The organism is Actinoallomurus spadix, assembly GCF_024055725.1.
GTDB classification, from domain to species: Bacteria; Actinomycetota; Actinomycetes; order Streptosporangiales; family Streptosporangiaceae; genus Actinoallomurus; species Actinoallomurus spadix.
In genome coordinates, this window is record NZ_JAMXMX010000022.1 from 76102 (window position 1) to 97376 (window position 21275).

Here is a 21275-nt window from a genome sequence, read left to right on the forward strand (position 1 = left end):
TCCTTCTCTAGTCCTCGGAACCTACTGCACGGCCCAGCCGTACGGCAGCGGCGGCGGCGGATCCCAGCAGGCCGGCGTCGTTGCCGAGCAGCGTGAAGGCGTACCCCGCGTCGACGGCGGCCCGCACCGACCGCTCCGTCGCCGCCCCGGCGTTGCCGATCGGCCTCCCGGCGGCGATGCAGGCCGCGATGGCGGAGGTGATCAGCTCGACCACCCGCGGGTCGTCCTCCGTCGTGCCCTCGGAGGTGGACAGGTCCGCGGCCCCGACCAGCAGCGCGTCCACTCCCTCCACCGCGGCGATCTCCCCCGCCGACCGGGCCGCCCCGGCGCTCTCGATCTGCGCGATGAACACCACCTCCTCCTGCCCGAAGCGCAGGTACTCGGCGCGATCGATCGCGCCCCAGGCACCGGCGCGGCTCGTCGCGCCGACGCCCCTGGTGCCCCGAGGCGGGAAGCGGACGGCGCGGGCGCCGGCCTCCGCCTGCTCGACCGTGTCGACGTGCGGCAGCATGATCCCCTCGGCGCCGGCGTCCAGGACGCGCTGGGCGATGCCGCCGTCCAGCGTGGGGACCCGGACGATCGGCGCCATGCCCAGCTGGTCCGCGGCGCCGATCAGCCGGTACGTCGTCTCGAGGTTCAGCGCGGAGTGCTCGAGGTCGATGACCACGAAGTCGAAGCCGGCCAGGGCGAGCAGTTCGACACTCTCCGTCGCCGGCAGCTTCACCCACGTGCCGAGCGCCGGCCCGCCGGGCCGGGCCAGCGCGGCCCGGAAACGGCTCTTACGCGGCGCGCTCATGGGGCTGGGTACTCGTCTGCGTTGAGAACCCAGCCGGGACGGGCGGAGAAGTCCCGGCGCGGCGGGGAGAACAGGTCGATCAGCTGCTGGTGCGGCCCGACGCCCTGGGTCGTGTGGACGGTCGGCGGGGGGATCACGGTCATCGACGGCGACCCGACGCGGGTGTGCTCCGCGGACCGCCACCGGGTCGAGTCGGGCCCCCAGGGGTACTGGATGTGGTGGACGAACTCGCCCTTGACCGCCAGCGAGAGCTGTTCGAAGTCGTCGTGGGAGTGCGGGGAGAGCTTGAGCGGGTCGCGCGGGGTCGGCTCCTCGGCGAGGAAGTTCACCATCAGGTTGGTGGTGCGGAAGATCCGGCCGAACCGTCCCTCGGTGATCGGCGTGTCCGCGAGCCGGTGGACGCGCAGCCGGAAGCCGCCCACCGGGTCCGGCCACGGCACGAGCGGGGCGCAGCGGGGGTCCGGCTCGGCGTACGCGCCGGCGTTCAGCGCCGCGTCCCGCAGGTCCCCGGCGACGGAGGAGAACACCCGGATGACGGGCCCGTCGGTCAGCGCCTCGACGACGCTGTCCCCCGGCGGCACGATGACGAAGGCCTCCTCGTCCACCTCCTGCTCCTCGTCCCCGGCGGTGACCCGGACCGCGGCGCTGCCGGAGTAGAGCAGCACGCAGTACTCATCGGGCTGCCCGTCGCGGGTGAAGCGGTCGCCGGCGACGGCCTCGGTCCAGGCCAGCACGGCGTTCTGGCCGCGCACGAACCACGTACGGCTGCCGGCCGGGCCGACCGCGGCGGGCGGGAGCTTCGAGAACTCCAGATACTGGGCCGCGGAGACGGGGGTGGACGGATCGACCGGGGCCGACGCGGACGGGACGCTCGCCAGCTGCGAGCGCAGGTCGTCCTTGGCGTACATCGACATGTCTCGGTGCCTCTTCCTAAAGCGTGATGTTCTGCGCGCCCTTGAGGGCCAGCATCGTGCGGACGTCGGCGGGCGTCGCGATCGGCCGGTCCAGGTCGGTGAGGACCTCCCGGACCTTGTTCACCTGCTGCGCGTTGCCGGTCGCCTGCTCGCCCTTGCCGATGTAGAGGTTGTCCTCCAGGCCGACGCGCACGTGCCCGCCGAGCCACGCGCTGTGGGTGCAGAACCGCATCTGGTTACGCCCGGCGGCGAAGGCGGAGAAGTGGTAGTCGTCGCCGAAGAGCCTGTCGGCGATGGCGACCATGTGGGTGAGGTTGGCGTGGTCGGCCCCGATGCCGCCGAGGATCCCGAAGACCCCCTGGATGAGGAACGGCGGCTTCGCCAGCCCGCGGTCGGCGAAGTGGGCGAGGGTGTACAGGTGCCCGATGTCGTAGCACTCGTACTCGAACCGGGTCCCCCCCGCTCCCCCAGCTCCCGCAGCGCGTACTCGATCTGCTCGAACGAGTTGACGAACGGGTGCCGGTAGGTGTTCTCCACGTAGGGCTTCTCCCACGCGTGCTTCCAGTGGGTCACCCGGTCGGCGATGCCGGAGTAGACGAAGTTCATCGACCCCATGTTCAGCGAGGCGAGTTCGGGGCTGAACCGGGTCGCCGCGGCGAGCCGCTCCTCGATCGTCATCGAGGACGCCCCGCCGGTCGAGATGTTGATGACCGCGTCGCACCGCTCGGCGATCGGCGGGATGATCTGCTCGAAGACGCTGGGCTCGAAGGCCGGCCGGCCGTCCCGGTGCCTGGCGTGCAGGTGGATGACGGCCGCCCCGGCCTCCGCCGCGGCGAGGGACTCGGCGACGATCTCCTCCGGCGTGATCGGGAGATGGTCGCTCTGCGACGGCACGTGGACCGAGCCCGTCACCGCGGCACTGATGATCACACGATCCGCGGCGATCACGACGCCGTGTCCTCCAGCCCCAGCAGGAACGCGGGGTTCACGGCGATCATCGTGCGGATGTCCTTCTCGGCCACACCGTGCTCGAGCAGCGCCCCGACGAGGTGGATGTAGCCGTCGACCGGCAGCGGGTTGCCCTTCTGGCCCAGGTCCGACGAGATGACCGTCCGCTCCGGGCCGACCCGCTCGATCCAGTCCACGAGCTTCTGGACAGGCCAGCGGGGACCGGCCGCCTCGGGGTGGTACATCGCGATCTCGTGCTCGATGTAGGCGCCGGAGCGCAGCAGGTCCTCGACGTCGGCCTCCGACGCGCCGACGACGAAGTCGGGGTGCTGGACGAGCAGCCGACGCACGCCCTTGCGTGCGGCGCCCTCGAACAGGATCTTCATCGACTCGGTGTCCAGGTGCCCGCCGGCGAGCAGCGCGTCGGTCTCGGCGACGAGGTCGAGGATCTGCTCCGTGTCCGCCGACAGGTCTCCCGACTCGTCGAGGATCGACACCTCCTTCTCGAGCAGGTCGATGGCGGCGCTGGGGAAGCCGCCGGCGGCGGCATGACTGTGATGGTCCCGGTGCTGCCGGGCGCAGGTCGTCGGCGCCCAGACGCAGCGCCCGCCCATCCGCAGGCTCATCGCCACGGCCGACGACGGGTTGACGCCGCCGACCTCGGTGTTGAGGGCGACCCCTCCGTACACCGGCGTGGGAGCGTCCGCGAGCCAGGGGCCCATGGCGAGCAGATCCATCACCGTGTTGTGGTGATGGGACTTCACGAGGATGGCCCGCATGCCGATGCGCGCCCCATCGTGGGCGGCCTCGACGTGGTTCAACCGTCGCGGGAACGGGCTGGGGCCGGAGTGGCAGTGCAGATCCACGGCACCGGACAGAACCTTCAGGACGGCCGGCGAGACGGGCTGGGAATCCTCCACCGAAAGCATGCAGTGCTCCAAAGTGCGGAATGTGAACTGGATGTTCATACTATGGAACACGGCAATCCCTGTCTACGGCGATCGCGGAACCGAACCGGCCCATCCACCGGACCCCCGGCGATCCACGCAGGTCAGCGCGCTCCAGGCGGCCTACGCGAGCACGGCGCGGCACGCCGCTCACACCGGATCCCGACCGGGACGACCCCCGATCCCGGTCACGCCTCAGGCGCCTGACACCCACAGGAGGCGACAGCTGTTTCAGGATGCGAAGCGAGAGAATGCGATGCGAACTCGACGCCCGGACGCCCCGGATCCCGGAGCGACGCCTCGTCCCAGGCGAGGGCTCAAAGGTCCGGCCGCTGCGCGTTCGGTGGGCCGAGGCGAGGCCGGCCGCCGGGAAGCCGGACGGCTCGCCGGTCCGCTCCACGTAGGGAAGGCCGTAGGCGGGCGTACCCGGCCCGAACAGCCTGCCCTGCGCGAGCGGTCCCGCGTCGACGGCGTCGTACCCGAGGAGGTCCAGGAGCTCGGTCGCGTACCGCTTCGCCGCCGCGTCGTCTCCGGCGATGGGGAGCGCGGTACAGTCCTCGGCCCCGGTCGGCCGGTTCAGTACGGCGAGGATCGAACACGGAGGGGTTCGCGCCGGTTCCGCCCGTACTCCAGGACGTGACCGGCACGAATCTGCGGTGACTGCCCTCCCATGGCTGAGGGCGCGGCCCGGCCCCCGCCCTTACCCGCAGGTCAGGCTCTGGGAGGTGGCCCCGGCATGCCGTCCCTTCGCCCGGGAACGGAGGAGACGTCAGCGGACCCAGACGTAGGAGTACACGTGGTACGCCACCGGCTTGCGGTGCGGGTCACGGCCGATCACGAGGTAGCCGAGTTCACCCTCGGCGGTCTTGACGCAGGCGATGATGGTGTCCGCTGCCAGGTCGTTTCCGGTGAAGCGCTGCCGCCACTGGTCGGCCGGTGTCCGGAGGCACTCGTTCTCCCCGGGCACCTTGTCGCCCAGGCTGATTCCCGTGCTGAACCAGTGCTTCTTCTCCCGGTACCGCGTGAGGCGGGCGAAGCGGGCGCCGTTGGCGGGCTGGAGGTCACCCGTGACGTGATCGTAGGACAGGTCGTCGGTGTTGCCACCCTGGTCACGGTCCAGGTCGACGTTGGTCGCCTGGCCGGTCTCGTTGAAGTCGAATTCCGCGATGGCGATGCGAGCGGGACCACGCGCACCGACCGGCGCGGGAGGGCCGCTGTCGGAGACGGTGATCCTGGACCCCGGCTCGGCGCGGATGACGATGCGCTTGCGTTCGACATCGGCCGTGAAGTGACCGTCCATCTCGATGTGCAGTCGGCGTCCCGTACCGATCTGGTAGCCCTGACACTGGCCGGCCGAGCCGCTCCGGCAGATGATGAGCTGCGTGACGTCGCCCGGCTGAGCGGGGAGTGGCTTGTTGTTCTGATCCGTGAGATCGCCCTCCGCGCCGAGGTGGAACGTGCCCAGGGGCGTTACCAGTCGCCCGGAGGTCTCGACGCTGATGTGAAATCCATCGTCGATCGACAACATGATCGGCAAGAACGGCAGATCGTACCCGACGTATCCCTTGACGCCCTTCGAGCGGGGTCGGGCGCCTTTCTTGGCGTGGGCAGGGAGCCCTCGCTTACCTGCCCTGGGCGGGACGTACGTGCCGGAATCGGGTCTGCCGTTGCCGGCGCACGCCGCGAGAAGGGACGTGCAGCAAAGGAGCGCGGCCAGGGCACCGATGAGGCGGATTCGCACATGCACTCCTCTCAGACGACTCGAGTGTCGGCACAGTTCCGATGAGAGTCCAGTCGATCAAGTCGCCTAAATGATCAAACGGTCCTTATCTACGGTCAGCAAGATATGCCATGGGCTCGACATCCACCGACCCACCGCTCTCGTTATACGTGCCTTACGCCACATATCGGGGAAAAATGAGCTGGTCAGGTCATGCGCCATGGCCCGCACCGAGGGGCGGCCATAGCCCTACGGGACCATCACGCGTCTGCGCCCTCGACGACCGGATCTCCGCACCCGTCCACGTCGGCCATCACGGAAGCCGATCGGCGCGATCCACTCCATAAGTGGAAAGGCTCGCCATCGGTCGCCGTACGATCGGCCGATCCCCGCAGCGACATATCGCCACGAGGCCGTCCGCCGGGCCGGTCAGGTCATGGCCCTACAGTGAAGCGGCCCGCGAGGCGCTGGCCGCCTATGTCGAACGACGCGCGGAAGATGAGAACGCGACCCTGACCGGCGCGCATCTCGACTTCCGCGGCGCGGATCTGCGTGGCATGGACCTCTCCCGCGCGGACTTCACCGAAGCGACCCTCGACGGAGTATCCTTCGCCGGCTGTACGCTCAATCGCGCCGATTTCACGGACTCCTCCATCGTCGGAGCCACGTTCGTCAACGTCGAGATGATAGGCGCCGATCTCTTCCAGGTTTCAGGGAGAGGTGCGTGTTTCGCCGACGCGTGGCTCTCGGGCACCGAGGCTGAATTCGCCGATCTGCGGGCCGGGGATTTCCGCAACGCCTTCCTCGGCGGGGTGAGTTTCGTGAAGTCCGACCTGACCGGCGCCGACCTGCGGCACGCGAAGGCCGAGCGCACCTTGTTCATCGGCTGCAGAGTCGCCGATATGCGGTTGACCGGGTTCTCGGGATCCATCGTCGGTCCGAGCGTGGCCGGGAACGACACCGAGCTCCATGACGGCCTGCTCCAGGGGTGGTTCCAGGAGCGGGATGCGGATGTCACCGTGGTGTCGGTCTAGAAGCGGGCGGCCAAGGCGGTGTGGTTCCCCTCGAGGAACGCGCCGCACACGTGTCAGTGAGGCGACGTCGTACCTCCGGCGCCCTCCGTTGTCTCCGCTCCTCAGTCCCGCGTGATGCGGCGGATCGTCGCGTGGAGTTCGCGTACGGCGGGCGCGGCCGGACCGTGCCGGCGCTCGAGGTCCGCGGCCAGTTCCCCGAGCACCTTCACGGCTTCATCGTTTCGGCCGATCCCGTGCAGGAGCAGACCGATCTGCTCGCGCAGGGCCGTGACCCGGTCGTCGTCCCTGCCGCGCACGCGCATCTGGTCGGTGAGCAGTCCCCGGAGCCGGTCCAGGGCGAGGTCGCTCTCGCCGAGCGCGGCGTGGCAGGTGGCCTCTTGCCGCCGGAATTCGAAGACCAGGTCGGTGTCGGGGCCGTCGCGGCGCGCCAGGTCCTCGGCGAGGCGATGGAAGGCGGCCGCCGCCCTGGCGTAGTTCCCGCCGGTCAGCAGAATGTTCGCGAGGTCGATCCGGACCCCGATGACGTCCGAGTGTCCGTCGCCGAGGTGGGTTCCGGCCTCCTCGGCGACGCGGGTGAGCATTCCGGCGGCCTCGCCGTACCGGGATTCGCGGGCGAGGCGTTCGGCCTGCCGCCGGGCGCGCACGAGGTCGCCGGCGCTGATCTCCTCCCGCGCTCCGGCGCCGATCCCGTCGTGTCCTCCGGCGCCGTCCGCGCCGGTGCGGGAGGCGGGCGGCGCGTCATCGCGTGGGACGTCCGGCGGCACGGCCGGGATCCGGCCGACGACCTGGGCGTACATGTGCCAGGGGGTGGGACCCTGGTCGATCGCCCCCGGCAGCTCGGGCAGTGCGGTGACGTAGGGTTCGAGCAGCCGGTAGGCTTCCGCCGCCGAGGCCGGCCGGTCCTGCGGCTGCTTGGCGAGCAGTCTTAAGGCGACGGCTTCGAGCCCCGCGGGCACGTCCGGGCGCAGGTCGCGGATCGGGGCCGGCTTCTCGTACAGCTGGCCGTGCATCACGGACGCCTCGGTCGGGCCGTCGAACGGCAGTTCCCCGGTCAGCATGCGGTAGAGCACGCAGCCGAGCGCGTACAGGTCGCTGCGGGCCTCGACCTCGCCGCGGAACTGTTCCGGGGCCATGTAGGCGAGCGTCCCCACGGTCTGGTTCGTCCGGGTGATCCGCGACCGTTCGCTCGCGTCGAGCGCGACGGCGAGGCCGAAGTCCAGGACCTTTACGCCGCCGTCCCGGGCGAGCATGAGGTTGCTGGGCTTGAGATCGCGGTGGATCAGCTTGCGGCCGTGGGCGTAGGCCAGGACGGCGCAGGTCTGCGCGGCGATCGCGGCGGCCCAGCCGATCGGCAGTGGATCGTGTTCGGCCACCAGGTCGTCCACGCTGATGCCGTCGATCAGCTGCATCACGAGGTACAGCCGCCCTTGGAAGGGCCCGTCGCCGACCTGGGCGGCGTCATGGATTACCGGCACACCGGGGTGGTCCATCCGTGCGGTGAGCTGGGACTCGCGGACGAACCTGCGGACGAGATCCGGGTCGGGCTCGTCGTCGGGGAAGCGGATGAACTTCACGGCGACGCGGCGGCGCAGCCGGCGATCCGTGGCGCCCCAGACCTCCCCCATCCCGCCCTTGCCGATGTGGACGGGGTCGAGGGTATAGCGATCGGCGATGACGATGGCCAACGTTCAGCTCCCCGGTTTCATCGCTCCGGCGGCGAGCCCCTCGAACCCGAGCGTGATGAGGGACTCTCCCACGTCGCCCAGGTTCCGCAGCGCCGCGGAGAGTGCCTGCAACCGCTGGAACGCCGCGCCGTACGGTCGCTGCCGTTCGAGCGGGAGCCGGGGAATGGGGACCCGCCGGGCGTCGGTACGGGACGCGGTCGTGCCGGCGCGGGAAAGGCCGGCGGCGCGGAGGAAGCAGGCGAGGAAGTACGGGTCGCAGCGTTCGGGGTCGGTCCGGAACACCTGGAGGTGCGGGCCGGCCGCGGCGCCGTCCGCCTGGACGACCGCGACCTCGATCCGCCCGGTGGCCGGCGGCACGACGACGTCTCCGCGGCGCAGGATCACCACGCCGGGGCCGTCCGTCGTACGGCCCGACGGCGGACGGTCGACGAGCACGTCCTTGACCGTCAGCATCGGCAGGTCGCCGGCGTCGGTCGCCATCTTGACGGGTGACTGCCGGACCGAGACGGCGCCGCTCTGGATGAGCTCGCTGACGGTCGTCATGGGCACCTCTTCCGGCTCGGTCAGGAGGGGGATCAGCGCGGAGGCGGCGTCGTTCGCCGCCGTGAGGGACGCTTGAAGGCGTTCCCTGGCGTTCGCGTAATCGGCCTCGCCCGCGGCGGGAGGTGTCAGGTGCCGGGTCGAGGTGAGATCGACCACGTCGTCGAGCAGGTCGACGACGGGCACCGCCTGGCTGAGCTCGGACATCTGGGGGTCGTCCGGTCGTTCCAGGAACGCCCGCCAGCGGGTCACGACCGCCGGGCGGACCTCGCGGGGGTCCAGGGAGGCGGCGTTCATCTTGAGGATGTGACCGGGCAGTGGATCGTCCGGGGCGGGACGTCGCAACAGCCACAGGTGCGGGGGCGCCGCCGACGCCGAGGCGAATCCGGCCGGGAGCTCGATGACGGCGCGCAGGACCCCGGCGCGCAGGAGCTGCGCACGGATCCGGCGGCCGGACCGGCGGTCCGCGGCGGCCGACGGCATGAGGACGACCGCGCGCCCGCCGGGGTTGAGCTGCCAGAGCGCGTGCTCGACCCAGGCCAGCTCGGACTCTCCCCGTGGCGGCAGGCCGTAGGTCCAGCGCGGGTCGCTGGTCAGCTCGTCGTATCCCCACGCGCGGTCGCCGAACGGCGGGTCGCAGAGGACGACGTCGACCCGTTCCCCGGGGAAGCCGTTCGCCCGCAGGGCGTCCCCGACGGCGAGGGCTGCGGGGGTTCCCCGCATCGCCAGCCGGATCCTTGTGATCACCGCGGTGGCCTCGTCCCGGTCCTGGGCGAGGATCCGGGCGGGCCGGTGCTCCAGGGCGGCCAGGAGGAGCGTCCCGATGCCGCAGGCGGGGTCGAGGACCGATCCGCCGTCGATTTCCGCGAGCTCGGCCATGAGCGCGGCCGTCTCGGCCGGGGTGTTCAGCACCCGGCGGGAGTGCGCTTCGACGTAGCGGTCGACCAGGAACTCGAAGGTGTCCGCGGGTCCGAGGCGCTCCGCCACCGCCGCGGTCTCCTCACGCAGGGCCGCGAGCGCCTTGTCGTGGGCGCGGGCCTCGCCGGTCAGGCCGGTCCCCAGGTCGGCGATGACCGCCGCGAGCTGAAGGTCGTCGGCGACGGTCCGGATCAGCTGCCAGAGATGCTCCTCGGGCGAGACCTCCATGGCCTTCCCCTGGGCGGCCAGCCATTTCTCGACCTCGGCCAAGGCGAACAGCGGGCTGTTGGCCGTCCCGCCGACCGGCTGCGGGAAGTCATCGTGGCGGCGCCGCCAGTTGCTGACGGCCGCGCGGCCGTATCCGGTCAGCCGCGCGATGTCGGCCGCCGTGACCGTGATCGGCTCACGCATCGATGTTCGTCCTATCTCTGGGTTCTACAGCCGTTCCAGCATGCCCGCGGAGCGCAGTGCCGCGATGTGCTCGGCGGCGCGCCGGGGCGCCGAGCCGCCTCGGATCACCAGGCCCGCCTCGATGTTGTGGTCGACGCCCGACTGGGTCAGGTTGGCGCTGGACACCAACAGCTCCCGCCGGTCGGCTACGGCGATCTTGGCATGCATCTTGGCACCTCGCTCGGTTCGGCGGCCGGCGGGCCAGTGCCACAGGTGAACGCCGAGCCCGTGGAACGCCGCGGCGGGCTCATCCCCGGACATGGCGCTGCCCGCGCCCTGCAGGGTCTCCACGATCGCGGTGACCTCGACGCCGCGCCGGATCGCGGCGGCCAGGGCCTGGCGCAGCGGCTCGTACGGCTTGGCGGAGTAGGTCATCAGTAGCAGTTCGGCGGTCGCCCTCTGCACCAGGTGTACCAGGACCTGGGCGGTCGAGCGTACCGGGATGCCGTGGACGCGCGGGCCGCTCCACACGGACTCGATGGTGACGGCCGCCGCGTGGCGGGCGTGACCGTCCGCGACGCCGTACAGGTAGGCGGCCGTCTCCGCGTCGCGTACGCCGTCGATCTCCTGGGCGGCCAGGACGGCCGCCGCCGCGTCGGAGAAGCCGGGAACGGGGACGGCCTCGGTGATCGCCGCGCGCGGCCGGCCCTCGGCGAGGCGGTCGGCGAGGGCGCGCAGGTGCACGGGGCCGACGGCGTCGACGGCCGCGGCGGCGGCCGCCTGCAGCGCCGGGCGCCAGGTCATGGCCACCCCCGTCACGGCGATTCGGGGAACAGCGCCAGGTCGGTGTCGTCGATCGGCACGACGAACCGGCGGTCGAGGAACTTGTTGCCCCGCTCGCAGGTCGTCTCCGACACGAACAGGCAGACGTGGCACGCCGCGCCGTGCAGGAAGTCGGCCGGGTTCTGCGGGAGGCGTTCGGCGCACAGCGGGTCGGAGGAGCAGTGCCGCGCGTCGGCGAGGGCCCGGCGGGTGATGCGGACGAGCCGGTCGGGCTCGGCGAGGGAGACGAGGCCGCCGAGCGTTCCCTCGGCGTCCGGGACCGCCGTGTAGATGAGGATGCCGGCGCGGTGCGGGTCGTCCTCGGTTCCGGAGTAGATCCGCTCGGACAGGCTCGCGGAGTTGTAGCCGCACTCCAGCGCGATCGTCCGGATCAGCAGATGCGAGAGCGTGTGCAGCGCGATGAAGCGCGCCCCCGGCCACAGCGCCATCGCGTCGAAGTCGGCGGCGTTCTTGATGCGGTCGGAGTAGCGATTCTTCCGGTGCCGGGCGTAGGCGTCCTTGTGCGCGCGGAGGGCGGCCGAGTCGGCGACGCGTTTCTCCCAGTCCTGCAGCAGGTCCTCGGGCAGGCGAAGGAAGATGCCCTCGCCGCGGACCTCGCTGGCCGGGACCCAGCTCGGCCGGGACCGGGCGAGACGGACCCGCGTCACCAGACCGGGGTCCTCGGGGTCCGGGGCGTCCAGCCGGGTGAAGCCGATCAGGGCGCGGACCTCGCGGAGGCGTTCGGCCTGGATGACGTCGGCGTAGACGCCTTTCAGCGCCTCCGGCACTCCGTCGACGTCCCGGTAGAGAGCGAAGTCCAGGTTGGGCTCCGGGAGCCGGTCGGCGGCGAACACCTCCCACTCGGCCGTGCGCAGGTCCGGGTACCTGTCACCGGCGTCCTGGGACTCCGTCGCACCGGAGACCTTGGCCCGGTGGCGTTCGACCGCCTCGGCGATCTCCTCGTCGCTCCACTGGGACATGTCGCGCAGCGCGGGCAGGCCGCTGGCGCGCATGCTCGGGTACAGCGCCGGGGGCAGCTGTTCGAGTGCCCCCCAGTACTGCTCGACCTTGGCGTCCAGGGCGCTCGCCCCCGACTGGGGCACGGCGAGCGCCGGCAGTGTCTCGGCGAACCACTGGTTCGACGCGCCGACGACCAGGACCTTCGGTGGTTCCTTGCAGCCCTGCGGGTCGAACGTCGCCAGGTGCGGGTGCCGGCCGCGGCAGCGCGGGAGGTTCTCCTCGCCGCGCTTGCCCATCGCGTCGCGGATGTTCCGGCGTTCGCGGCAGTTGACGCAGCGGATTTCGACGTTCGCGCTGATGTTCCCGCCACGGTCCTCCATCTGCAGCCGGGGGTGGGTGGCGTTGGGGCACTCCCCTCCGCGGTGCACGAAGTGCGCGTACGGGAACTCGTCCAGGTGCCCGGCGGTGCAGCTGAGGATGAACCGGGCGGCGACCGCCAGCGGTTTCTTCTTCTTGCACTTCGCGTGGAAGAAGTGTGCCTCGTGTGGCTTGCGCGGCTTGGAATTCTCGAAGCCGAAGATCCCGGAGTCGAGCGCGCCGAGTTCGTTGCAGGCCGTGCACCTCAGCCAGCTCGGGAACGGCACGACCGGGACGCCGACTCGGGAGGCGGGGCCGTTCGGGTCGCGGTCCAGGCCCTCGTGCCACGGCGCCGGTTTGAGTTCGACGACGCCCTTGCCGAGGACCTTTTGCACGGCCTTCAGCAGACGGGGTTCGACGATCGGGGCCTGCTGCGACCCGGAGTCGTTCCAGTCGTCCAGGCCTTTGATCAGCACGGAGAACTTCGGCAGGTCGACGAGCGCGCCGACGCCGCTGGTGAACATCAGGTGGCTGGGGCGGACGCTGCCGACCCGGCGCTTGAAGGGGGTCGTCTCGCTCATCGGCCATTCTTTCCGGTCAGTTCGGAGTCGCCGAGCTCGTCGCCGTCGGGCAGGTCGCCGTCCTCACCGGATGATTCGAAACTCCAGGCGGGCTCGCCGTAGGTCGGGGTGAAAATGGCGTCTCCGCCGGGGAACAGGAGGTTGATCTCGTTCTCGGTCTCGCGCATCGACATCCCGGCGGTCATCGTCTGCCAGCGCCCGTTGCCCGCGGGTTGCAGCAGCCCGCGCAGTTGCTGCTTGTTCCAGGTGCCGTCCTGGTAGCCGAGCCGTACGCTGCCGGCGTCGCGCTCCCGCGCCCAGGTGTCCTTGATCACCTTGATGGAGTCGGCGAGGTGGTCCCGGCCGCGTTCGGCGGCGACGGCCTCGGCCCGGTCCAGGAGCCGCTCGGTCAGCTCGGTGACGAGCGGGCCGTCCAGGTCGACGTCGTACGCGTCGTGGTTGTGCGAGGCGTCCTCGGCGATCTGCCGGACCGCCGCGACGAACGTGGCGGCGGCTCCCCGGTCGATCGCCCGGCGGGTGTACGGGGTGACCGACAGCGCCTCGACCTGCCGGTAGAAGGTGGCGTGGTAGTACGCGAAGTCCTCGTAGTGCGCGAGGTCGCGCGGACGGGACCAGTTGTAGAGGGTGACGACCAGGCCGGGCCGCTCGGCGTCGCGGCCGACGCGCGAGGACGCCTGGATGTACTCCGCGGTGTTCTTCGGCTGGCCGACCAGCACCATCAGCCCGAACCGTGAGACGTCGACGCCCACCTGCAGCATCGAGGTGGCGAGCACTGCGTCCACGGGTTCCAGTTCGTCGCGCCGCCGGTCGCCGTACCGCTGCGCGACCGGATGCGGTGGCCGCACCTTCTCGTTGGAGCGGGCGGTCCGCCGGTCCCGGCTCACCCGCGCCAGCTCGGCCTGGCAGGCGTAGCGCCGCCGCGCGGTGTCCAGCTCGGGGTCGAAGCCGTGCTCCAGGCGCTTGAGGACGTCGCTGATGTCGCCAGAGGAGATCCGGGACGTCAGCTCCTGAACGGTCAGCATGCCGGAGCGGGTGACGATCCGGTCCGACAGGCCCTTGGCGCGGCCGTGCCGGCGGACGCGGGTGGTGACGTCGTCGTCGAGATAACGGCGCATGCCCGCCAGCTCGCGGGTGGCGTTGAAATAGCCGACCATCGTCATGTACGGGTCGGCGGCCGCGCCGTACCGGTCGAAGAGCGTCTGGCCGGCCAGCAGCAGGATCTCCGCCAGCCGGATCTCCGCGGACTTGAGGCGGACGCCGTGTGCGCAGACGCCGAGGTACCGGCGGCCCGGGGTTTCCGGGGTGACGGTCACCTGCCGGGAGAAGAACGTGTCGGCGACGTCGCTGACCTGCGGCGGGAAGATCGCCAGGTCGCGTCCGAAGACCCCGAGCACCTGTTGACGCGCGCGCTTGGTCGTCGCCGTGGACGCGACGATCTTCGGGCCGGTGCGCCCCGGGCCGTACGGCCAGGACGTCAGCTCCGCGACGGCCGACTCGAACAGGCCGACCGTCGTGCCGAGCGCGCCGGAGATCAGGTGCAGCTCGTCCTGGATGATCAGGTCCGGCGGCCGGAGCCGTACGACCGGCTGGGTGGTGACGGCGGGCAGGCCGTCCTTCGCCTGGTGCCTGCTCGCGCAGCCGGTCTTGTCGTCCATGTCGTCGTGCCGGTAGCCGTGCCGCGGGCAGCGCCGGCTCACGCGGCCGAAGAGCATGCCGGCGTATCCCTTCCAAGGGAGCTGGGCGAGCTTGTCCACGGTCGCGATGACGAGACTCGGGGCGTACCGGTAAATCTCCTCGTCGACCGTGAGGATGGGCAGCCCCTCCCGCGGCGACATCCGGCGCGAGAACGGGCAGGCGTCGATGCCCTCGCCGCGCGGGCAGTACAGCAGGATGCGGCGCCGTGGCTCGTCGATGTCGAGGTCGCGTTCGGCGCGCAGCTCCTCGCCGCACCAGGGGCAGGACAAGGTCTGCAGGACGTTCGCGCGGTTGCCCTGCCCGGCGTCGCGCGCGTCGATGACCTGGTCCTTTCCTTCGTCGAACCAGTTCGGCGACACGCCGGCGCCGACCCAAAGGCCGATGCGGAAGGGTTCGTCACCCCAGGTGGCGGGGTCGTCGCGGCGCAGCACCTCGGCCGCGCAGATGAGCGCCGCGGCGCGCTGGAACTGCTGCGCGGTGAGCAGCCGCAGGGTGTACCGCATGAGGACGGCGACGCCCGCCTCACCGCTGCGGGCGTCCTCCCCCGCGCCGAGGATCCCCTGGAGCCGCCGGATCGCGAAGGTGTAGGCGGTGAGCCCGAGGTACGCCTCGGTCTTGCCGCCGCCGGTCGGGAAGAACAGCAGGTCGACCAGGGCGGTGTGGTCGGCGGCGCGCTCGGGGTGGCCGGGGTCGGTGAGGGAGGGCAGGTTCAGCAGGATGAACGCGAGCTGGAACGGCCGCCAGCTCGCCGCCGACGCGCCCCGCGCCTCGATCCTCGTCCGGGCCTGCTCATAGGTGAGCCCCTCGTCGTCGCGCAGTTTGGCGAGCGCGGTGTGGCGCCGCTGCCGCGCCATGGTCTCGTTGGCGAAGTGGAAGGCCGTCAGCGCGTCGCCGTGGTACGGGTCGGCGGGGTCGGTCAGCAGCGTCACCCCGGCTTCGATCCGCCGCGCCGCCTGCCGCGCGTCGTACACCGCTCGCGTCGCCGCCGGACGCAGCGGCTCGGGCAGGCTGGGGATCTCGGCCTCCCGCGCGTCGAGCCAGGCGGTGTAGCCGTCGATCAGCGGTCGCAGACCCGCCTCCAGCGCGTCCGGGCCCGCCGTGGCGAGGGCGTCCATGGACAGCTCGACGTGCTCCAGCGGTGTCCCCGGACCGTTCGGCGCGATCGTCGCGGGCACGTCGTACGTCGGCAGCCACGTCGTCGTCAGCCGGCGCGCGACGCGCTCGCCGTCGCCGGCGTCCGCGTAGACGGCGACGTTACGGCCCGCCGCGTACCGGCGCTGGTTGCGGTAGAGCAGCCGCAGGTGCAGCTCCTCGGCGTCGTCGCCGACGGTGTCCAGGTCGTCGGCGGGGTCGTCGATCGGCAGGAAGACCGGGGCCGCGCCGTCCAGCGCGGTCACCGTGAGCCGCGGCTGGAACAGCCAGGCGGTGTCGCCGGCGCGGCCGGTGAGCTCCCGCTGCCCGTTGATCAGTGAGATCTCCACGACCTGCCGCTCGTCACGGGACCGTACGGTGACCGCGAGCAGCACGCCGGGGGCGTCCTCGCGCTGGGCCGTCAGCGGAATCCGGTACGACGGCTCGGCGTCGAGGCGCACCTCTCTCTCGTACGCGACGGGCTCGCGGGACCACGCCCGGACCTTCTTGCCCTCCTCGGTCTCCTCCTCGGTCTCGGCGTACCGGCCCCACTCGGCCGTGACGCTCAGCACATCGACGTCGGCGGGCACGCAGAACGACAGCCCCATCGAGGACGCCCAGATGCGCCCGAGTGCCTGCGGGCTGGTGACCTCCGGCAGCTCGGCCTCCGACCCGTCCCCGGCCACGCCGGTCTCGGTGTCGGGAACCTCGTCGGCCTGGTCCCGTGTCGAGACGGCCTCGTGTTTAGGCCCGAGCATGCCGACGAGGTAGCGTTCGCGCGGTCCCATCGCCTTGGGCGAGAACCGCTCCAGCGGCCCGTTCCACGGCCCGAGCAGGTCCCGTTCGATCAGCGCCTGCAGTTCGTCGCGGACCTCGAAGGAGCTCGCCTCCTCGAACCGCTGCGGCAGGTCGAGCGGCTCGGCGGGCGCGGGATCCTCGCCGCTCAGGTCGAGGCGCTGCTGCTTCGGCAACCCGCTGTCGAACAGCTCGTTCTGCTCCATGGCATCCTCGGGCTCGGGGGAAGGCACTGGCGGGGGGACCGCCCTAGAGCGATCCATCACTAGGCACCGTAGTACACATGATCTCTATGCACCAGAGATTCACCCGTGCACTGAATACACAAGGCTACTTCTATCCGCGATTTCCCTTGAGGTGCTCTCGGCAGCAGTCGACGGCGTCCGCGTGAAGTTGCACCCAGGACCGGTTGGTCCCGACCGGGGTGGTGTGACATCCCAGCTCAACGGCCTTAACCAGCACGTCGGGTGCGTCCGACTCTCGGTAGCGGCGAGAGCCCGATCCGACCTCCCGCATCAGGATGCGCTTCGGGTCGGACAGTTTGCCGGTATCTCGGTGCAGGTACTTCTTCGGCACCGACCAAGAGGACACCAGACCGGCCAACGCCTCCGGGAAGAGCAGCAGCCAGGCCTCGATCTCCGCGACGGCCAGTACGTAGTGAGCAGTACCGAGCTCCGCTTCTAAGGCCTTCTGAACTCGCTTTCGGGTCTGCAGGTACTCGTCGCCATCGGCCGCGTCCAGATCTTCGTGGACGAAGACGCAGGCGAGGTCGGCGTTCTCCCGTGCCGCCCGAGCGCGCGCCAGCCTCGCCAGCCTGCCGACCCGGTCGCTCAGGTTGGCACCCGATGCCTGCCGCAGTGGCATCGGATCGTTGATCTCAACGATCCGGCCCCGCATGTCAGGGCAGGCCGCCTCAAGGAGGACACGAAGGCTTCTTCTGTCATTGCGGTCCTCCCCTGCCAGCACGACGACCGGCTTCTTGCGCGCCCTGAGCCGAGTGCCGCCTCGTGGACTCACAGGTCGCCGCCCAGCGCACCGGAGAACCAGAGATCACCGAGAGGGAGCCCTTCGCTCGCCTCGACGATCCGATTGACCTCATCGGTGGACACTGCTGGGATCGCCGACGATCCATCGTCGCGTCGCTCGCACACGATCAGCTCCTCGGGTTTGAGCCGATCCGCGAACGCCGGTGAATGCGTAGCGATGAGGAACTGCGTCCGCTCACTCGCCTCGCGGAGCCTTTCGATGAGCAGCGCCAGTGCCTGGGGATGCAAGCCGTGATCGATCTCTTCGACACAGGTCAAGGCCGGCGGCCGCGGATCGTAGAGGAGCGCGAGTAGGCCGAGGAGCCTGATCGTCCCGTACGAGGCGTCGGCAAGCGGCGTGGGCTGCCGCAGTCCTCTCTCCTGGAGAGTAACGATGACCTCATGGTCGGAGCCGGACAGGGCGGCGAAGTCGATGCCCTCCAGCTGCGGGAGCACCTCAATCGCGTCTTGTTGCAGTCGCAGCCAGGCCTGCACATCGTTCCTTCTCAGTTCTAGGAGGAACACCGCAAGGTTGCCGGCCTGTTCGTCAAGCGTCGGGAGCGCAGCCAGCTTGGCCGGTCGCCGTGCGGCCGTCACGTCGACATCGAAGACCCGGAATGACTGCAACCTATCCGCGATGGTCGCGACCTCGGCGACTCCCTCCTCGTCGGACAAACGCGGAAGGGTCGACAGACCACTGCTCAGCCGCCGAATCCCGATGGAACGCTCGGGAGACTCGCCGTCGTCCTTACCGATGCCGATGACGTTGACCTTCTGGCCGGAGACCGTAATCCTTCGTCCACGTCCTCTTGTGCGCTTGAACTGGAACGATTCTCTACGAGAGAGAGACGTCTCACCTGACTTCAACGCGCGTCGTTCGATCCGTAGGTCATATTCGTCCGGAGCGCCGCGGCTGCTATGAGTGGTCCACGTGGCCTTCAGGCTGATCTCCATCGAGGCGGCCGGCCTCCTCCCACCCCAGAAGACCACCTGCTCGAACCCCCCTCGCAAATCGAGAGCGGGCACCAGGTCGGTGCGGATGACGTCCGCGAGGAAACGGAACACCTCCAAGACGTTGGTCTTACCCGCTCCGTTCGGTCCGACGAGAACGTTCAGCGGTCTCAACGGCAAGGTGACGTTACGCAAGCTCCGGAAGTTCTCCACATGCAACTCGATCAGTCGCTTGTCCATCGCCTCACCCTTGAGCCACCTCCACAGTTCCAACCTTCCGCTTGAAGATCAGCGTCAGCAGCACCGTATTACAGGAACCAGGAACGTTATCGTTCCTGGAGCACTTGGTGTACGTACACCGCGCGGAATCAGCCGATGCCTCCCGTTAAGAGAAATGTGACGCTGAGTGGTACACAGCATCAGGCGCCGTAACCGATGAACGGAGACTCCCGCGCCGACCCGTAGTCACGCGACGAGGCGTGCGACCGGTGACGCTCAGCGCTTTCGCACCAAGGTCCCCCAGGACGACTGGTCCGCCCTGGGAGATGGCCGTACCGGAGTGACGGCCCTTCATCCGGAATCTCGTGCTTGTCGACGCTTCGCCGCCGTCGTGCACTGGTTGCCGTCGCCGCCACCTTGTCGCCATCGTGGCCGCCTAAACGCCCGAAGAGTCCGATTTGACGCGTCAACCGCGACGGCGAGGACAGACACCGGTGACCCAGCTCGTTGAACCGGCCGACGCGCGGTAGGCGTCAGCTCTGCGCTTTCTCCAGCAGCGCTCGTATCTCGGCGGCCGGAGCGGGACGCGCCGGGCGGGAGGCGAAATCGGCCGACGCGGGCCCGGCCGCCGGGTATCCGGACGATTCGCCGGCCCGCTCGGCGTACGGAAGGCCATAGGCGGGCGTCCCCGGCCCGAACAGCCTGCCCTGCGCGAGCGGTCCCGCGTCGACGGCGTCGTACCCGAGAAGGTCCAGAAGCTCGGTCGCGTACCGCTTCGCCGCCGCGTCGTCCCCGGCGATGGGGAGGGCGGTACGGTCCTGGGCGCCGGTCGGCCGGTTCAGCAGGGCGAGGTGCTTGAAGTAGATGTTGTTGAACGCCTTGACGACCTGCGCCGACTCACCGAGGTAGTTCTGGAACAGCTCGGTGTTCGTCGTCGAGCCGTTCTCCAGGGCCTCGATCGTGCCGTCGCGCTGCGGGTAGTAGTTGCCGGTGTCGATGACCGTCTTGCCGGCGAATGCCTCGCGCGGCAGGGACTCGTACGCCTTGACGGGCACGGACACGAGCACCCAGTCCCCCGCCGCCGCGGCCTCCGCCGGGGTCGCCGCCCTGGCCCGCGGGCCGAGGTCCGCGACCAGGTCGGCCAGCGTCTCCGGGCCACGAGAGTTGCTGAGCACGACGTCGAGACCGCCGTTCACGGCCAGGCGCGCGACGGTGCCACCGATCGACCCACTGCCGATGATCCCCAAAGTAGCCATGCCCGACCGAACACCGAGGGGCCCGCGCCGATTCCGGTCCCTACGTCATTCCGCCACATCGACCGTCGGCGCCAGCGCGGGGAACGATTTCCTCGCCAGACGCCCGACGATCCGCGTGAACGTTGCGTCGACCGCGCCCCCGATGACGCCGCCGACACCCGGCACGAGCTTCGACAGTGTGACGACCGATCGTTTCGTCCCGTACTTCGCGACCAGCATGAATCCGACGCGCTTGTTGATCTCGCGGATGATGGTGACCGGCAGCTTCTTGATCGCGGCCTCGGCGCTCTTCCGCGCGACCGCCACGCCGAACTCGGCGAGCACGGCGTTGGGCGTGCCGCCCGCAATGGTGATCAGGACGCTGTTGCGGACGATCTCATCCTCCAGGTCCCAGCCACGGAGGTGCGCGATCGCGCCGACCATCCGGGCGTTCAGGATCGCCTGGCCGGTGATGTTCGCAGGCAGGGTCACGGGCAACGTGATGAGGCCACCTACACCGGTCACGAACCCGGCCACCGCTGACTGTGCCGTCGTCTCGGCGATGATCCGCTTGATCGCCTTCTCCGGATCACCGAACTGGGCCAGCCTGGCCTCGGCGTAGTCGCGCGATCCTGTGACCGGGCCGACGCCATCGTCGACGACCTTCATCAGCTGTCTCGTCAAGGCCGACCCGAGTTTGTCGAGCGGCGACAGTTGCTTGGCCACCGCCGTCGTCGTGTCGTCGGCGTCCACGTCCGACTCCTCAGCTTCGCCTGCGTCCACGTTCAACTCGTCAGCGTTCACGCGCGCAAAGGGTGACAGATCATTCATTAGCACCGCTACCGGTTCAGGCCCTGAGTTAGCGCCGTACGCCCCTGCCCCGACCGGCAGCCCCGGTCTCTCCTCCCGCATGGCCTTCATGAGTGCAGGGATGTCCTGCCCATCACGCTCGGCTCCGCCTGTTGTAAACCCCCGCCGTTCAGCACCTTCGACCAGCCATTCTCCGTCTGGCGACATACCGCCACGAGTTGATCAGCGCCGCAGGTCACGCCGGTCCGCGACACCCTCTCCGACGATGTAGGCGAGACCTGTCCAAGGGGTTTGGCCTTTGCAAAGGCTCCGGGATTATGGCGGCCGCCTACGCGCGGGATCAGTCTTTCGGCAGGCCAGACCGAAGGACGTGACGAGCATGGACATCACCCGGCTGTACGAGATCCCCCGCAGGTTCGATCTGAAGATTTCCGCGTACGCGGAGAACGTCTATCTCGTCCGCAATCTGGTTGATCAAGCCGTTGACACCTGGGGCCTGTCCGAGGACGCCAGATTCGCCGGGCAGCTCGTCCTCACCGAGCTGACCACCAACGCCGTGCGCCTGTACGAGGGCAGGGAGATCCACGTGTGGGTCTCCAACGCGGCCCGGCCCGACCTGCTGGAGCTGGCCGTCTGGGACCCCGACCCCGACAACCTCCCCCGGGTCCTGCCGCCGACCGAGTACGGCGAGTCCGGCCGTGGCCTCGCGCTGGCGTGGGAGCTGTCCGGCCAGCGACTCGGCTGGTACCGGTCGGCGACGGCCCGCGGGAAGGTCGTCTGGGCGCGTGTCGGACCGTAGACG

The 21275-nt window shown here is 70.1% G+C and carries 16 protein-coding genes and 1 pseudogene; 2 read left to right on the top strand and 15 right to left on the bottom strand.

Annotated elements, in window-relative coordinates:
• Positions 1–7: 7 nt before the first annotated feature.
• The 6 genes and pseudogenes from NE235_RS27785 to NE235_RS27805 all read right to left on the bottom strand — a co-directional run bounded on the left by NE235_RS27785 (position 8) and on the right by NE235_RS27805 (position 5142).
• On the bottom strand, positions 8–796 hold the full coding sequence (locus NE235_RS27785) for an HpcH/HpaI aldolase family protein (protein ID WP_252808193.1): 789 nt from the start codon (positions 794–796) through the stop codon (positions 8–10).
• On the bottom strand, positions 793–1710 hold the full coding sequence (locus tag NE235_RS27790; protein ID WP_252808195.1) for a cupin domain-containing protein: 918 nt from the start codon (positions 1708–1710) through the stop codon (positions 793–795). The genes NE235_RS27785 and NE235_RS27790 overlap by 4 nt, the downstream gene beginning before the upstream one ends.
• A gap of 16 nt (positions 1711–1726) precedes the next feature.
• Positions 1727–2263 carry a BKACE family enzyme gene (locus NE235_RS27795; RefSeq protein WP_252808196.1) on the bottom strand — a complete coding sequence of 179 codons (537 nt, stop codon included), beginning with the start codon at positions 2261–2263 and terminating at the stop codon, positions 1727–1729.
• Positions 2227–2658, bottom strand: a pseudogene (locus NE235_RS38775) (3-keto-5-aminohexanoate cleavage protein); the annotation flags it as partial. The pseudogene NE235_RS38775 and the gene NE235_RS27795, both read right to left, overlap by 37 nt.
• Positions 2655–3587: a DUF6282 family protein gene (locus NE235_RS27800; RefSeq protein WP_252808198.1), complete on the bottom strand. Its 933-nt coding sequence runs from the start codon at positions 3585–3587 to the stop codon at positions 2655–2657. The pseudogene NE235_RS38775 and the gene NE235_RS27800, both read right to left, overlap by 4 nt.
• Positions 3588–4374: 787 nt before the next feature.
• Entirely contained in the window at positions 4375–5142 is a 768-nt protein-coding gene (locus NE235_RS27805) for a hypothetical protein (protein WP_252808200.1), read from the bottom strand.
• A gap of 530 nt (positions 5143–5672) precedes the next feature.
• Here NE235_RS27805 and NE235_RS27810 point away from each other — a divergent pair.
• On the top strand, positions 5673–6359 hold the full coding sequence (locus tag NE235_RS27810) for a pentapeptide repeat-containing protein (RefSeq protein WP_252808202.1): 687 nt from the start codon (positions 5673–5675) through the stop codon (positions 6357–6359).
• Positions 6360–6460: 101 nt separating this feature from the next.
• On the opposite strand, the gene NE235_RS27815 is transcribed toward NE235_RS27810, so the two are convergent.
• The 9 genes from NE235_RS27815 to NE235_RS27855 form a co-directional block, all read right to left on the bottom strand.
• On the bottom strand, positions 6461–8044 hold the full coding sequence (locus NE235_RS27815) for a serine/threonine-protein kinase (RefSeq protein WP_252808204.1): 1584 nt from the start codon (positions 8042–8044) through the stop codon (positions 6461–6463).
• Positions 8045–8047: 3 nt separating this feature from the next.
• On the bottom strand, positions 8048–9913 hold the full coding sequence (locus NE235_RS27820) for an N-6 DNA methylase (protein ID WP_252808206.1): 1866 nt from the start codon (positions 9911–9913) through the stop codon (positions 8048–8050).
• Between the two features lie 24 nt (positions 9914–9937).
• Positions 9938–10696 carry a DISARM system phospholipase D-like protein DrmC gene (gene drmC, locus NE235_RS27825; RefSeq protein ID WP_252808208.1) on the bottom strand — a complete coding sequence of 253 codons (759 nt, stop codon included), beginning with the start codon at positions 10694–10696 and terminating at the stop codon, positions 9938–9940.
• Positions 10697–10707: 11 nt separating this feature from the next.
• Positions 10708–12612: a DUF1998 domain-containing protein gene (gene drmB, locus NE235_RS27830; RefSeq protein WP_252808210.1), complete on the bottom strand. Its 1905-nt coding sequence runs from the start codon at positions 12610–12612 to the stop codon at positions 10708–10710.
• Positions 12609–16439, bottom strand: coding sequence for a DISARM system helicase DrmA (gene drmA, locus NE235_RS27835; protein WP_252808211.1), 3831 nt, complete (start codon positions 16437–16439; stop codon positions 12609–12611). The genes drmB and drmA overlap by 4 nt, the downstream gene beginning before the upstream one ends.
• 130 nt (positions 16440–16569) lie before the next feature.
• A complete protein-coding gene (locus tag NE235_RS27840) occupies positions 16570–17199 on the bottom strand; it encodes a hypothetical protein (RefSeq protein WP_252808213.1) in 630 nt (209 codons plus the stop codon).
• Between the two features lie 47 nt (positions 17200–17246).
• Positions 17247–18449, bottom strand: coding sequence for an AAA family ATPase (locus NE235_RS27845; protein ID WP_252808215.1), 1203 nt, complete (start codon positions 18447–18449; stop codon positions 17247–17249).
• Between the two features lie 512 nt (positions 18450–18961).
• Positions 18962–19684: an NADPH-dependent F420 reductase gene (locus NE235_RS27850; protein WP_252808217.1), complete on the bottom strand. Its 723-nt coding sequence runs from the start codon at positions 19682–19684 to the stop codon at positions 18962–18964.
• Between the two features lie 45 nt (positions 19685–19729).
• Positions 19730–20416 (bottom strand): EcsC family protein, encoded by a 687-nt coding sequence (locus tag NE235_RS27855; RefSeq protein ID WP_252808219.1) that lies wholly within the window; start codon positions 20414–20416, stop codon positions 19730–19732.
• 436 nt (positions 20417–20852) lie between these two features.
• Between NE235_RS27855 and NE235_RS27860 the strand changes: the two genes are divergently transcribed.
• Positions 20853–21272, top strand: a complete 420-nt coding sequence (locus NE235_RS27860; RefSeq protein WP_252808221.1) for an ATP-binding protein — start codon at positions 20853–20855, stop codon at positions 21270–21272.
• Positions 21273–21275 lie beyond the last annotated feature (3 nt).

What these genes read in the sequence shown, in the direction of transcription:
- NE235_RS27785 (WP_252808193.1), bottom strand. Translation starts at nt 796, where the DNA reads ATGAGCGCGCCGCGTAAGAGCCGTTTCCGGGCCGCGCTGGCCCGGCCC.
- NE235_RS27790 (WP_252808195.1), bottom strand. Translation starts at nt 1,710, where the DNA reads ATGTCGATGTACGCCAAGGACGACCTGCGCTCGCAGCTGGCGAGCGTC.
- NE235_RS27800 (WP_252808198.1), bottom strand. Translation starts at nt 3,587, where the DNA reads ATGCTTTCGGTGGAGGATTCCCAGCCCGTCTCGCCGGCCGTCCTGAAG.
- NE235_RS27820 (WP_252808206.1), bottom strand. Translation starts at nt 9,913, where the DNA reads ATGCGTGAGCCGATCACGGTCACGGCGGCCGACATCGCGCGGCTGACC.
- drmC (WP_252808208.1), bottom strand. Translation starts at nt 10,696, where the DNA reads ATGACCTGGCGCCCGGCGCTGCAGGCGGCCGCCGCCGCGGCCGTCGAC.
- drmB (WP_252808210.1), bottom strand. Translation starts at nt 12,612, where the DNA reads ATGAGCGAGACGACCCCCTTCAAGCGCCGGGTCGGCAGCGTCCGCCCC.
- drmA (WP_252808211.1), bottom strand. Translation starts at nt 16,439, where the DNA reads ATGGAGCAGAACGAGCTGTTCGACAGCGGGTTGCCGAAGCAGCAGCGC.
- NE235_RS27845 (WP_252808215.1), bottom strand. Translation starts at nt 18,449, where the DNA reads ATGGACAAGCGACTGATCGAGTTGCATGTGGAGAACTTCCGGAGCTTG.
- NE235_RS27850 (WP_252808217.1), bottom strand. Translation starts at nt 19,684, where the DNA reads ATGGCTACTTTGGGGATCATCGGCAGTGGGTCGATCGGTGGCACCGTC.
- NE235_RS27860 (WP_252808221.1), top strand. Translation starts at nt 20,853, where the DNA reads ATGGACATCACCCGGCTGTACGAGATCCCCCGCAGGTTCGATCTGAAG.